11 protein-coding genes and 1 pseudogene are annotated in these 12565 nt (G+C 64.9%); 7 read left to right on the top strand and 5 right to left on the bottom strand.

Annotation, left to right across the window (positions count from 1 at the left end):
- Both QF038_RS02455 and QF038_RS02450 read right to left on the bottom strand, forming a co-directional pair.
- Complete coding sequence (locus QF038_RS02455; protein ID WP_307608419.1) at positions 1 to 1098, bottom strand: ferredoxin reductase; 1098 nt, start codon at positions 1096 to 1098, stop codon at positions 1 to 3.
- Between the two features lie 233 nt (positions 1099 to 1331).
- Positions 1332 to 2366, bottom strand: a complete 1035-nt coding sequence (locus tag QF038_RS02450) for an LLM class flavin-dependent oxidoreductase (RefSeq protein WP_307613381.1) — start codon at positions 2364 to 2366, stop codon at positions 1332 to 1334.
- Between the two features lie 161 nt (positions 2367 to 2527).
- Between QF038_RS02450 and lhgO the strand changes: the two genes are divergently transcribed.
- The 3 genes from lhgO to QF038_RS02435 are packed head-to-tail and all read left to right on the top strand — an operon-like array spanning position 2528 to position 4539.
- Positions 2528 to 3766, top strand: a complete 1239-nt coding sequence (gene lhgO, locus QF038_RS02445) for an L-2-hydroxyglutarate oxidase (protein WP_307608417.1) — start codon at positions 2528 to 2530, stop codon at positions 3764 to 3766.
- Between the two features lie 28 nt (positions 3767 to 3794).
- A complete protein-coding gene (locus QF038_RS02440) occupies positions 3795 to 4199 on the top strand; it encodes a YidH family protein (protein ID WP_307608414.1) in 405 nt (134 codons plus the stop codon).
- 4 nt (positions 4200 to 4203) lie between these two features.
- A complete protein-coding gene (locus tag QF038_RS02435) occupies positions 4204 to 4539 on the top strand; it encodes a DUF202 domain-containing protein (protein ID WP_307608412.1) in 336 nt (111 codons plus the stop codon).
- Positions 4540 to 4553: 14 nt separating this feature from the next.
- Here the strand turns inward: QF038_RS02435 and QF038_RS02430 are convergent, their stop codons facing one another.
- Positions 4554 to 4952, bottom strand: a complete 399-nt coding sequence (locus QF038_RS02430) for a hypothetical protein (protein WP_091421660.1) — start codon at positions 4950 to 4952, stop codon at positions 4554 to 4556.
- 55 nt (positions 4953 to 5007) lie between these two features.
- Between QF038_RS02430 and QF038_RS02425 the strand changes: the two genes are divergently transcribed.
- The 3 genes from QF038_RS02425 to QF038_RS02415 all read left to right on the top strand — a co-directional run bounded on the left by QF038_RS02425 (position 5008) and on the right by QF038_RS02415 (position 7921).
- Positions 5008 to 5244 carry a DUF2630 family protein gene (locus QF038_RS02425; RefSeq protein WP_307608409.1) on the top strand — a complete coding sequence of 79 codons (237 nt, stop codon included), beginning with the start codon at positions 5008 to 5010 and terminating at the stop codon, positions 5242 to 5244.
- A gap of 82 nt (positions 5245 to 5326) precedes the next feature.
- Entirely contained in the window at positions 5327 to 6121 is a 795-nt protein-coding gene (locus tag QF038_RS02420) for a carbon-nitrogen hydrolase family protein (RefSeq protein WP_307608407.1), read from the top strand.
- 444 nt (positions 6122 to 6565) lie between these two features.
- The gene (locus tag QF038_RS02415) at positions 6566 to 7921 is read left to right on the top strand and encodes an ammonium transporter (RefSeq protein ID WP_307608404.1); all 1356 of its coding nucleotides are present in this window, start codon (positions 6566 to 6568) and stop codon (positions 7919 to 7921) included.
- Positions 7922 to 7943: 22 nt separating this feature from the next.
- On the opposite strand, the gene QF038_RS02410 is transcribed toward QF038_RS02415, so the two are convergent.
- A complete protein-coding gene (locus QF038_RS02410) occupies positions 7944 to 8582 on the bottom strand; it encodes a PadR family transcriptional regulator (RefSeq protein WP_307608402.1) in 639 nt (212 codons plus the stop codon).
- 191 nt (positions 8583 to 8773) lie between these two features.
- On the opposite strand from QF038_RS02410, the gene QF038_RS02405 reads away from it, so the two are divergent.
- Entirely contained in the window at positions 8774 to 10954 is a 2181-nt protein-coding gene (locus QF038_RS02405) for a transglycosylase domain-containing protein (protein ID WP_307613379.1), read from the top strand.
- Between the two features lie 43 nt (positions 10955 to 10997).
- On the opposite strand, the pseudogene QF038_RS02400 reads toward QF038_RS02405, so the two are convergent.
- Positions 10998 to 12445 (bottom strand): annotated as a pseudogene (locus QF038_RS02400) (HNH endonuclease).
- Positions 12446 to 12565: the final 120 nt, after the last annotated feature.

The raw sequence follows: 12565 nt of genomic DNA, 5'->3' as shown, positions 1-12565 counted from the left end.
TCAGATTTCGAGGTTGACGGGTCCGGCGGCTGCCGAGACACACGTTTGGATCAGTTGGCCGGGTTCGCCGTGGACTTCCCCGGTGCGGAGGTCCCGCACCTGCCCGGACAGGAGCGGGGTGAGGCAGCTGTGGCAGATACCCATGCGGCAGCCGCTGGGCATCAGCACCCCTGCGTCCTCGCCGATGTCCAGGATGGGGGTGTCGCCGTCGGCCTGCACTTCCCGGTCCGAGGCTTCAAAGGTGACCAGGCCGCCGTCGTACCCAACACCGCCGGCGAAGGTGGTGTTGAAACGTTCGATCATCAGGTTGCCGGCGCTACCGGCCACTGCCACGTCCGAGCCGGGCCCTGCTGTGGTCAGCGCGGCCCGCTTCCAGAGGGCTTCGGCGTCATCCAGGAAGCTGTCCGGACCGCAGGCATACGCCGCCCGTTCCTTCCAGTCCGGGCAGATCTCGTCCAGCTGGTCGGTGTTGCTCAGGTCCATGCGGCCCTGTTCGCCGGTGTACCAGTGGGCCAGGCGGAAGTTGGGGAACTGGTCGGCGAGCTCCGCGAGTTCCTCGCGGAAGAGGCTGTCACCGGGGGTGCGCGCCGAGTGGACCAGGACGACGTCGGCATCCGGACGCCGCGGAACAAGCGTACGGATCATGGACATCACCGGAGTAATGCCGCTGCCGGCCGTGACCATCAGCAGGGGCCTGGGGTGCTCAGGGAGCACAAAATCGCCCTGCGGGGGTGCGAGGAAAAGGACATCACCGGGCTTTGTGGTTCGGACCAGCGTGCCGGACACAGCGCCGACGTCGGTGACCGTGATGGCGGGGTCCTTGCCTGCAGGGGCACTGAGCGAGTAGGACCGCCAGTGGCGGACGCCGTCGAGCTCGACGCCGATGCGCGCCCATTGGCCGGCAAGGTGCGAGTGCCAGCCGCGGCCGGGCCGGAAGAAAATGGTGGCTGACTGCGCGGTCTCCTGGACCACCCGGGTGACTACGCCACGAAGCTGCCTCGCGGAGTAGACCGGGTTGAACAGCGCGAGGATGTCTTCCGGCGCCAAAGGGGTGGTAAGCACGGAGGCCGCCTGGGCCAGCTGACGTAGCCGGATCATGCGATAAAGCCTAAAACGGCGCGGGCCATATTTCTCTCTTTCCGTCATATGACCGTTCCGCAGTCACGCTGTAATGAGGGCGCTAAGCCCCCAAAGCCGCACTATAAGCGTAACGGCTGCGGTATGCGGAAGGTTCCCCACTTCACTAAGCATGCTTATCATACCCGGAATCCGGGTGGGCAGGCTGCTTTCTCAAGGGGTGGACGGCGGTGGCGCGGCCGGCGCTGACCGGATCAGGATCGGGCCGCCTTCCAGCCCAGGGCGGGGGCGATGTAACGGGCCACAGTTCCAAGGAGCTTGGCGTTGAACGCGGCGCCGAGCTGGTTCGGGACGGTGAGCAGGAGGGTGTCGGCGACCTGGACTGCCGTATCGGCGGCAAGCTCTTCGGCCAGGACGTCGGGCGCTCCCACATAACTCTTCCCGAATCTGGCCGTCAGTCCGTCGATGATGCCCACCTGGTCATGGCTGTCCCGCAGTGCACTGCCGGCGAAGTAACGGCTGTCTTCAGCGTCAACGATGGGTAGGACGCTGCGGCTGACGGAAACCCTGGGTGTGTGGCGGTGGCCTGCTGCCGCCCAGGCGTCCCGGAAAAGCTGGATCTGTTCGGCCTGGAGTTCGTGGAAGGGAACACCGGTGTCCTCGGTCAGCAGGGTGGAACTCATGAGGTTCATCCCCATCTCCGCCGCCCAGACCGCGGTCTTGCGGCTGCCGGCTCCCCACCAGATCCGTTCGGCAAGTCCCGGCGACTGCGGCTGGACGGGCAGCAGCCCCGTGGCACCGCCGGCGTAACGGGGGTCGGCTTCGGCCACCCCGGCGCCGGTGATGGCCTTCCGGAAAAGTGCAGTGTGCCGGCGGGCCATGTCCGCGTCGGTCTCCCCCGGCTCAGGCCGGTACCCGAATGCCGCTGCGCCCCGCCGTGCCGGTTCGGGTGAACCACGGCTGATGCCCAGTTGCAGCCTGCCGCCGCTGATAAGGTCCGCGGCCGCAGCTTCCTCGGCCATATACAGCGGATTTTCGTACCGCATGTCGATCACACCGGTGCCGATCTCAATCCGGCTGGTCCGGGCGCCGATGGCGGACAGGAGCGGGAACGGCGAAGCCTGCTGCCGGGCGAAATGGTGGACCCGGAAGAATGCCCCGTCAACCCCCAACTCCTCAGCGGCGACGGCAAGGTCGATGGCCTGGAGAAGTGCTTCCCCGGCGGTCCGTGTCTGTGAACCCTGGCCGGGGCCCCAATGGCCGAAAGAAAGGAATCCGATGCGCTCCATACCTGCCCTAACTACCGTGGCACGCGGGGAATTCCCGGCCGGCCTCCTGCCGCAGGTCCGCGTCCGGGCCAGGCTCTTATGGGGAGCAGACATTAATTGAGTACTCCTTACACTGGCCGGTGCGCCCGTGGTGCTGCACAATCGCAGGAACAAGCGGCCCCATGGCGGCCGGCGGACTTTGGCAGACGGGCGGACCTGTGGACCATGCGGACTACTGCATTATTGGCGGCGGCGTTGTGGGGCTCGCCACGGCATACCAGCTGCTGCGCAAGGAGCCCGGGGCGTCGCTGATCCTGCTGGAAGCGGAGGACACGCTCGCGGCACACCAGACCGGCCACAACAGCGGGGTCATCCATTCAGGCATCTACTACGCCCCGGACAGCCTCAAAGCCCGCTTCAGCAAGGCCGGTGCGCAGCAGACAAAGGAATTCTGCCGGGAGAACGGCATTCCGTTCCAGGAGCCGGGCAAGCTGCTCGTCGCCACCACTGAACTGGAAAAGGAACGGCTGGACCAGCTGGAAGGGCGGGCCGGCGTCCACGGGCTGGATTGCGAGCGCCTGGACCAGGCGGAGCTGCACCGGCGGGAGCCGAACATATCCGGGCTTGCCGCGGTGTTCATTCCCAGCACGGGGATCGTTAACTACACAGAGGTAGCCCGGAAGCTGGCCGGACTCATCACCGCCGGAGGCGGACAGGTCATCACCGGCGCCAGGGTCACCGCCATCACCGAGCATGCGGACAGGGTTGAGGTGGCCACCCGGGCAAACCGCTACAGCTGCGGCAAACTTGTGGTGTGCGCCGGGCTGCAATCGGACCGGCTGGCAGAACTCGCCGGCATGGACATCGACGTTCAGATAATCCCCTTCCGGGGCGAGTACTTTGAGCTTGCGGCAGACAAATCCAACCACGTCCGGCACCTGATCTATCCGGTCCCGGATCCCGCCCTGCCTTTCCTCGGCGTCCACCTCACGCCCACAGTGGCCGGCACCATCACCGTGGGACCGAACGCGGTGCTGGGTCTGTCCCGGGAGGGATACCCCAAATTTTCTGTAAACCTCAAGGACGTGGGCCGGTACCTGCAGTTTCCCGGCCTCTGGCACGTGGCCCGCGCCAATACCGGTACAGCAGTCCGCGAGGTCCGGAACTCCTTGCTGAAGGGCAGCTATCTGCAGGAATGCCGGAAATATGCGCCCGGCCTCACCAAGGCTGACCTGCTGCCGTACGAGGCAGGGATCCGGGCGCAGGCGGTCCGCCGCGACGGCACGCTTATCCACGACTTCCTCCTGTCCGAGACAGCCCGGATGATCCACGTCCTGAATGCACCATCGCCTGCAGCCACGGCGGCGCTGCCCATCGGCGACCATCTGGCTTCGAAGGCGGTGCGGCTGCGCACCGCGTAACTGGCAGGCCCGTGGCTAGACTGGCACCGTGACCAACAGCGAGCAGCGCGACGATGCCGGCAACCCGCCGTCGCGCGGGAAAATCGCTGAGCGGCTGCTTCCCGGCGGTGAGGAACCAGACCCGCGGTTCACCCTTGCCAACGAGCGGACGTTCCTGGCGTGGATCCGGACCTCGTTGGCGCTGCTGGCTGGCGGCATCGCCATCGAGGCATTCACGGCCGACCTTTTCCTGGAGCCCGTCCGGAAGGGCCTTGCGGTGGTGCTGCTCCTGCTGGGGATGCTGCTCAGCGCGGGCTCTGCCGTGCGCTGGCTGCGCGTGGAGCGCAGCATGCGCAACAAGGCCCCGCTTCCGCTGCCACTCATTGTGCCGCTGCTGGCCGGGGCGGGGGCGGTGGCAGCCGCCGTCGTACTGATCTTTATCCTCTGGCGCTGACCCCTTGGCCGCCTTCCCCCCTGCCGGCAGCCACGGCGACCCCGGCCTGCAACCGGAGCGGACCACACTGGCGTGGGGCAGGACAGTACTGGCACTGGTGACGGTCAGCGCCATCTTCCTGCGCTGGCTCCCCCGGCACGGCCTGCCCATCCTTCTGCTGTTCGCCGTCTCGGCAGCCGCCGCGCTGGCCATCTACGTGACGCAGCGGCGCCGGTACACCGCCAGGTCCCGCGGCCTCTCGAGGGAAAAGCTCGACGCCGACATCACCGCCGTGCTGTGGACCGCTTTTGCCGGGGTTGCCCTGGGCGGCCTGGGCATCGCTGTTGTCCTCGCCGGATAGCACCGGGCGGGACCCTAAAACATGGGCAGGACGAAACCGGCGAGCAAGGCCACGGCGCCGATAGCGGTCAGGCAACGGCCCAGCACTGAGGCTGTTTTGCCGGCCTCTTCCGGCTCCGTGGTCTGCCACTGGGTGGGCCGTTTGGGGTGGTAGTAGATGGGGAGCGTGTCCCCCACCGCCATGTCCCTGATGTCATGCGGCGACATCGGCGCGTGGTGCACCTGGTATTTGCGGTCGAACCAGCGGAAGCCCACGCCGGTGTTGTCCGAATAGACCACGGCTTCGGCCACATCCCAGGGGTGCACGAAGCGGCGCAGGAAGCCGGTGTAGAAGAGAAGACCCAGCCCGACGGGCAGGCACAACCAGGTGAGCATTTCCAGGATCGGACCTGCCATATCAAGCACAGTGGGCATGGATTTGATGGTACAGGCGTACGCTGGGGGAAACGTTCCTGCGGAAGGGGTAGACATGAACGACGAGGATCTTTTGGCCCGCATCCAGGCCCTTGTGGCGGAGGAACACACACTCCGCGAGGGATCCGGCGACGGCCATGCACCGGACCAGGCGAGGCTCAGGCAGGTTGAGGAACGGCTGGACCAGTGCTGGGACCTCCTCCGCCAGCGCCGGGCCAAGGCCGAGTCCGGAGAAAACCCCAACGACGCCGAAGCGCGGCCCGTCAGCGAAGTCGAGGGCTACAAGCAGTAAAGGCCGGATCTGTTCCAATGCACCTCTGGCGGTATCGTTTCGCCAGAGGTGCAGCCATGCGAACTGAAGAACGGAGCCATCCATGCGTCTAGCAGTCGCGCAGATCATCAGCAGTGCGGACCTTGAGGCCAACCTGCAGCTGATCCGCGAGTATGCCACGCAGGCCAAGGCCGCCGGGGCGGAGCTGGTGGTGTTCCCCGAGGCCGCCATGCGGGCATTTGGTCATTCCTTGAGGGACGTCGCGGAACCGCTTGATGGGCCCTGGGCGGAGAAGGTCCGGGCCCTGGCCAACGAACTGGGTATTGCGATTGTCGCGGGAATGTTCACTCCCGGTAAGGACGGCCGCGTCCGCAACACCCTGCTCGTCACCGGCCCCGGCCTGGACACCTCCTACGACAAAGTGCACCTCTTCGACGCCTTCGGCTTCACCGAGTCAAAGACTGTCGACGCGGGAACGGACCCGGTGACCTTTGAGGTCAGCGGCACGGTGTTTGGGCTGGCAACCTGTTACGACGTCCGGTTCCCTGCACTGTTCACGGCCAATGCCCGTGCGGGAGCACAGGTGAACATCGTCTGCGCCTCCTGGGGAGCCGGCGAAGGCAAGGCCGAACAATGGGACCTCCTGGTGCGGGCACGAGCCTTGGACAGCACCACTTTCGTGGTGGCCTGCGGCCAAGGTGACCCCGAAACCATTGGAGCCGGCCCCGCTGGCGCAGCTCCCACCGGCATTGGCCACAGTGCCGTCATCACTCCCCTCGGCTCGGCGGTAGTTGCGCTGGGCGGGAAGCCGGAGCTCGCCGTCGTCGATATCGACCCCTCGATCGTGGACGACGTACGCACCAAGCTTCCGGTGCTGGCGAACGCCCGCCAGTTCTGATCCCTTTAGCGCAGCCGCCCGGCTGAGTCTCCACGGCTGAGGCTGCACGACGACGGCGCGCCGCAGTTCCCGCTGCGGCGCGCCGTCGTCGTGCTTAAGGATGGGAATTGCCGCGTTTTAGCGGTGAAGTTCCGTTCATGGCCGCGTAATCTTGCGGAATTTTACGTACGACGGCGGGATCTCACCTTCTGCCCCCGGCCCACCATGGCGCCGCACGGAGCTCTGGTGGGTGAGAGGCCACCGTACGGGCTGGCTGATGGCCTCTGTTTACATGGCCGAAACATTGCCGACACGGGGACTTCACATGGGAGCCATTTCTGTAACGTGAGCGCAACTTTCAAGCGCATTTCCCGAAACACGAAACGCGAAAGATGGACTGCGGGGGAAACGCGAGGGCCTGCAAGAGCGCCCCGTTTCAAGGCGCAAACGCGAAGGGACCTTCAGGTGGAGATTTCTGCCCAACATGTCTGGCTGATGATTTCGGCCGCGATGGTACTGCTGATGACGCCCGGACTTGGCCTCTTCTACGGCGGCATGACGCGGGCAAAAGCAGCCTTGAACATGATCATGATGAGTTTCATCTCCGCCGGGATCGTCGGTGTGATTTGGGTTCTGTGGGGCTATTCCATGACCACAGGCGACGGCGTGCTCGGCATCTTTGGCAATCCCTTCGCCAACTTCGGACTCCAGAACCTGATGGGTTCCCCAGACCTGATCAAGGCCGGTTACAGCGCCACCTTCGCGATCATCACCGTCGCTTTGATCAGCGGGGCCATTGCAGACCGCGCCAAATTCGGCGCCTGGGCCCTGTTTGTACCCATCTGGATCACGGTGGTGTACTGCCCCCTCGCTTATATGATCTGGGGCGGCGGCCTGATGAGCGCCGGCGGAGCAGTCACCGCTGTTTTTGGCCAGGTCATCGACTTCGCCGGCGGCGCAGTGGTGGAAATCAGCTCGGGCACCGCAGCCCTGGTCCTTGCCGTGATCGTTGGCCAGCGCCACGGTTTTGCGAAAGACCCCAACCACCGCCCGCACAACATCCCGTTCATCATGCTCGGAGCCGCCATCCTCTGGTTCGGCTGGTTCGGCTTCAACGGCGGCGCGGCAACCTCAGCGCAACAGGCCGGCCTGATCTGGATCAACACCCTGGTGACGCCCGCTGCGGCCATGCTCAGCTGGCTGGTCACCGAAAAGATCCGTCACGGACACCCCACCTCGCTGGGTGCAGCGTCCGGTGTGGTGGCCGGCTTGGTTGCCATTACCCCTTCCTGCGCCAACATCAGCCCGGTGGCCGCTATCGGCCTGGGCCTGGTAGCGGGAGCTGCCTGCGCAGTCTTCGTGGACCTCAAGTACCGGTTTGGCCTGGACGACTCCCTCGATGTGGTGGGCGTCCACCTGGGCGCCGGCCTCATCGGCACCCTGGCACTTGGCTTCATCGCCCTCCCGGTCGACGGCCAGGGCGGCGGGCTCTTCTACGGCGGCGGCGTCCAGCAACTCATTGCCCAGACCGTGGCCGTGGTGATCACGCTGCTGCTCTCAGGCATCGGCACCTTGGTTATTGGCCGCGCCATCAACAAGACCATCGGGTTCAGGGTCAGCCGTGAGGCAGAGACCGCAGGTGTGGACCTGGCCGAGCACGCTGAGAGCGCGTATGCCTTCGGGGAAATCGGCGGCGGTTTCCGTCCGCTGAATCACGCTGTTCCGAACGCCGCTGCCGCAACGCACTCTCCGGCGGAATTTGCTTCTGTTCCCAGCGAAAGCCGGCCACCACGGCGGGCGAAGGAAGATTCTTTCGCCTGAGCCCTCCCATCTCTTCGGCCTGCTAGTCCGCCAGGATCTTGTAGAGCGCGCGGCGGGTCTCGTCCAACTTCTCGATCGCAGCCGTCCGCTGTTCCTGGGTGACACCGCTGCGGAACTGGTGGATAGCTGCCATCAGCTTCCCGATGCTCTGGTGGAAGTCCCGATCGGGACTCTCAGGTCCGGCGTTCCACGCGTTCGCTAACTCCTCGGCGTGCTCCTCCACCCAGGCCCGGCCAGCATCCGTGAGTGAGAACTCAGTCCCGCGGCCTTCACTGAGGGGCTTGATGAGCTCCTCATCCACCAGTTGCTGCAAGGTGGGGTAGATCGATCCGGGACTTGGCCGCCAGGCGCCGTCCGTCTTCTCCGCAATGGCCTTGATCAACCCGTAACCATTTGAGGGCGCTTCGGCCAGGAGCGAGAGGATGGCCGAACGGACATCGCCCCTGCTTGCCCTGCGCGGGCCGCGGCCAAAACCGGGCCCGAACCCGGGACCAAAACCTGGCCCGGGGCCCCCGCCAAAACCGGGACCGAAACCCGGACCGAAGCCGGGGCCGAAACCACCGCCCCTGTGCCCGTGCGGTCCGCGCCTTCCACGGCCACGTTCATACCTGCCCCTGCCGTGCTGCTGGCCGGGAAAATTCTCTTCTGAAGTGCCTTTCATGGTGGCATCTTCCTTTCATGTCATGTTGTCTCATTCTTAGTATCGCCAGCCCTTCGGCGATAGTTAACGATATGTCGTTAACTATCGCCCAGTCAATAGAAGAATTCACCAAATCATGACCTGCCAACCTCTGGCTTGCCTGCTGGAGGCGACGTAGTCTTGTGGCACTCTTCAAGCTCGAGGGCTGGAAAATGGCGAAGAAAAAGAAGCGCAGGCGTCGTAGCGGTTCTACCCTGGGAAGGATCCTGGGATTTTTCGCGGCGAGTATCATGTGCGGCGTGCTGGTGGCCAGCCTGGTGGTCCCCGCAGTAGCAGCGGCCGGCTTCGGAGTGAGCACCTCTATCGGGTTTTTCGACAGCCTGCCCGAGGAACTCGCGGTCCAGCCGCCGTCGCAATCCACGAGGGTCCTCACATCCGATGGCCAGCCCATTGCGACCTTCTATGCTGAGAACCGCGTCCGGATCCCGCTGGACCAGATGTCGCCGTACGTCAAGGACGCCGTCATTGCCATTGAGGACAGCCGTTTCTATGACCACGCCGGCATTGACCCGCAAGGGGTCCTTCGGGCGGTGGTGGCCAATCTGACCAAGGGCGACCAACAGGGTGCGTCCACCATCACTCAGCAGTACGTCACCAACGTGGTCAATGAAGCGCGGCTGTCCCAGGACAGGCCCGACGAGGTGATCCTCAGCGGCCAGAAGGACATCGGCGACAAACTGCGGGAGATGAAACTGGCCATAGCGCTGGAGAAGAAGTACACCAAGGACCAGATCCTTGAGGGCTACCTGAACATCGTGTTTTTCAACAGTGACGCCTACGGTGTGGAAGCTGCAGCCCGGTACTTCTTCAGCGCCACGGCAAAGGACCTGAACCTTGCGCAGTCTGCGCTCCTGGCCGGGCTCGTGAACAGCCCCACGTTCTACAACCCAACCATCAACCCCGAGAACTCGTTGACCCGCCGCAACCAGGTGCTCGGCGAAATGCTCCGGCTCGGGAAGATCAATCAGCAAGAGCATGATGAGGCTGTTGCCGCACCCATCGAGCTCAAAGTCAGCCCTCAACGGCAGGGTTGTGCCAACGCAGCCATGGCGCCGTATTTCTGCGACTACATCTCGCACCTGATCCTGAACAACCCGGCGTTCGGGCCCAACCAGATTGAACGTGAGCGGAAGCTCTATCGGGGCGGCCTGACCATTACCACTACCTTGGACAGCAGGCTGCAGGCCGCTGCCCAGGCGCAGGTGGACGGAACAGCCGGACCCAACCCCGACCGCTGGGGCGCAGCTCTGGTAACCGTCCAGCCCGGGACCGGCAAGATCCTGGCGATGGCACAAAACACGGTTTTCCTGCCCGAACCGGGCAAGTTCGACACCCAGTTGAATTTCAATGTCGATGCAAAGGACCCCCAGGGCAACGACCTGAACGGCGCCGGAGGGTTCCAGACCGGGTCCACCATGAAGCCGTTCACGTTCGCTGAATGGCTGAACGAGGGCAAGACCATCACTGCCGAGGTGGACGCCTCCCGCCGGGTCTATCCCCTGGGATTCCCCTGGCGGTCCACCTGCGGAAAGGTGTTGGGTGCCTACAGTACTGCGCAGAACAATCCTGAACTTGGCGCCGCCGACGACCTGCAAAATGCGGAAGAAGGCTTCTACCGGAAGATGCCCGTCAACTACGGCCTGTACAACTCCATCAACACGGCTACTTTTGCCTCGGCTACGCAGCTGGACTTCTGCGGGATCCAGAAGATGGTGGACGCAACAGGCCTCCACAGCGGACTGGACGGCTCTCCCATCAACATGCATCAGCTTGGCAACCTGCTGGGCGCCACCGGAGTTGCTCCCCTGCATATGGCCAACGGCTTTGCCACCTTTGCCAACGACGGCCGCTACTGCAACCCCATCGCCCTGCTGGAGATTACCGACGCCAACGGCGGCAAGTTGCCGGCGCAGTCCTCGGAGTGCCGGAACGCGGTAAAGCCGGAGGTGGCACGCGGCGTCAACAACGTCCTGCAGGACGTGCTGAAGAAGGGCTCGGGCGTCTGGATCAACCCCAAGGTGCACGACAAGGTTCCTACGGCTGCGAAGACCGGAACGTCGAACAACAACGGGGCCACCTGGGTGGTTGGGTACACTTCGGGGCTCGCAACCGCTTCCTTCTTCGGGGACGCACTGGAAGGACAAAAACGGTCCGGGCAGAACGTCACCATCAACGGGACCTTCTACCCCCGGCTTGACGGCTTCATGATCGCAGGGCCGCAATGGGCCAACTACATGGTGAACGTGGCGCCCCTCTACCCGGCTGCGCAGTTCCCGCCGCCTCCTCCGGGCATGATGGGACCAAATCCTCCGCCGCCCACGCCGGGCCGCTGACGACCGCCCGCAGGCAAGGGACAGGCAAGGCGAAGCCCGTCGATCAAGGGCTGTGGGCTGCGACCCGCTTTTCAGGAGTGGCGCGCCTGTCCATGGCTCGTTCAAGCACCTGGCCAGAGGGCTTCGCCGACCCGGGGGGCTTCACCTGAACGAGGGGCTTCACCGACGGGAGGGGCTCTTCCCGAACGATGGGCTTCACTGGAACGGAAGCCTTCACTGCCATCGCCAAGGCACTACCGGGGAGCGGCGGCGCGGTCGAGCGGTAGGTGTGGCCTGTGGGTGTTCGTGTTTCGACTGAATGCCTTTGACCTGGGCGGATAACTGTCCTGGCGGACCAGCCTGGTGTTTCTTTGGTGTGGTTGCAGGCTTCGCAGAGGCCTTGGCCGTTGGTGCCGGTGGTTGGCCCGTTGTTGTGCCAGGGGATGATGTGGTCGAGTGGCGGATGGGCGCGTCGCAGTAGGGGGTGCGGCAGGTGTCATCGCGTACTTGGATGAACCGGCGGAGGCCTGGCGGGAAGAGCCTGGCTTTGGAGTCCATCGCGACCAGTTCGCCACTTGCAGAGGCGGTGTAGAGCCGGCGAAGCGAGACCTGAAGCCCGCCATCATCCGCAGAGGGCACGGGCTCCGCACCTGCCATCAGCTCACTCCGGATAGCCTTTCGAGCCCATTCGCCGGGGACGAGGCCGTAGCCGGTGAGGCGGGCGGGTTCGCTGTCCCCTTGGAAGAGGGTGCGGTCGGTCATGACGAGCTGGAGATCGATGCCGGTGTAGCCGCCCGGGGTGCCGGTGACGCATTCGACGAGCTGATCGGCCATGATGTTTCCCTTGGAACGCTCATCCCCGGAGGACTTCAGAGTTTCGGCGTGGCGGGTCAGTGCCGCGTACGCGGCCACGCCCTCGGCCACCGGCAGGAGGGCGGTCAGGCGGGTCATGGTGTCCGGTGCCGGACGCAGCGTCACGGTCCGCTCATTAACAGCGTGGCTGGCCCGTTTGGCGACCGAGTGTGGGTCCCTCCGGTACGCCGCAGCCCGGACGGCGGCGATGACGGCCCGGTCCCCGCAGCCGGCCAGGGACACGGTGTCAGCTGCGATCTCTTCATCCACAGCGGCCCGGTCCTCAACCGACAGGCAGGCTGTTTCCTTCCCCACCAGGGTGGCCCGCCACTCATTCAACTGCCCCGACTCAAGGGCGGCGAACGTATGGGGCATCTCAACCAGGGCTTTTCCCAAACCCAGCAACCGGGCGCCACGGGACGGCGACTCCCGACGCGCCAGAGCGATTTCCGCTCCCACCCCGGCACCGAGTTCATCCGCCGGAACACCCGCGGCGGCCTGTTCCCGCCGGGCAGCAAGATCGTAGGCCACGGCGATCCGTGCCTGCTTCGCCGCGGCAGCGGACTTCACGTCCTCCAACTCCCGCATCTGATCAATCATTCTTTGCCTGTCAGCAGCGGGACGCACCGATGACAAGGCGCGCAGGACATCCGCAACCACAGGCACCGGAAGGTTGCCGCCCCCTGCTGCCCCGCCGTCGTCACCGCTTCCATAACCAAAATCTTCCAGAGGGCCCCGCCAACGGCACGGACCCACAAGTCCTATGTGGATAACCAAAGA

Origin of the sequence: Pseudarthrobacter sp. W1I19, from assembly GCF_030817835.1 — a bacterium.
Lineage (GTDB): Bacteria > Actinomycetota > Actinomycetes > Actinomycetales > Micrococcaceae > Arthrobacter.
Note: the sequence above shows the minus strand (reverse complement) of the source record. Positions and strands in the feature narration are given on the sequence as shown.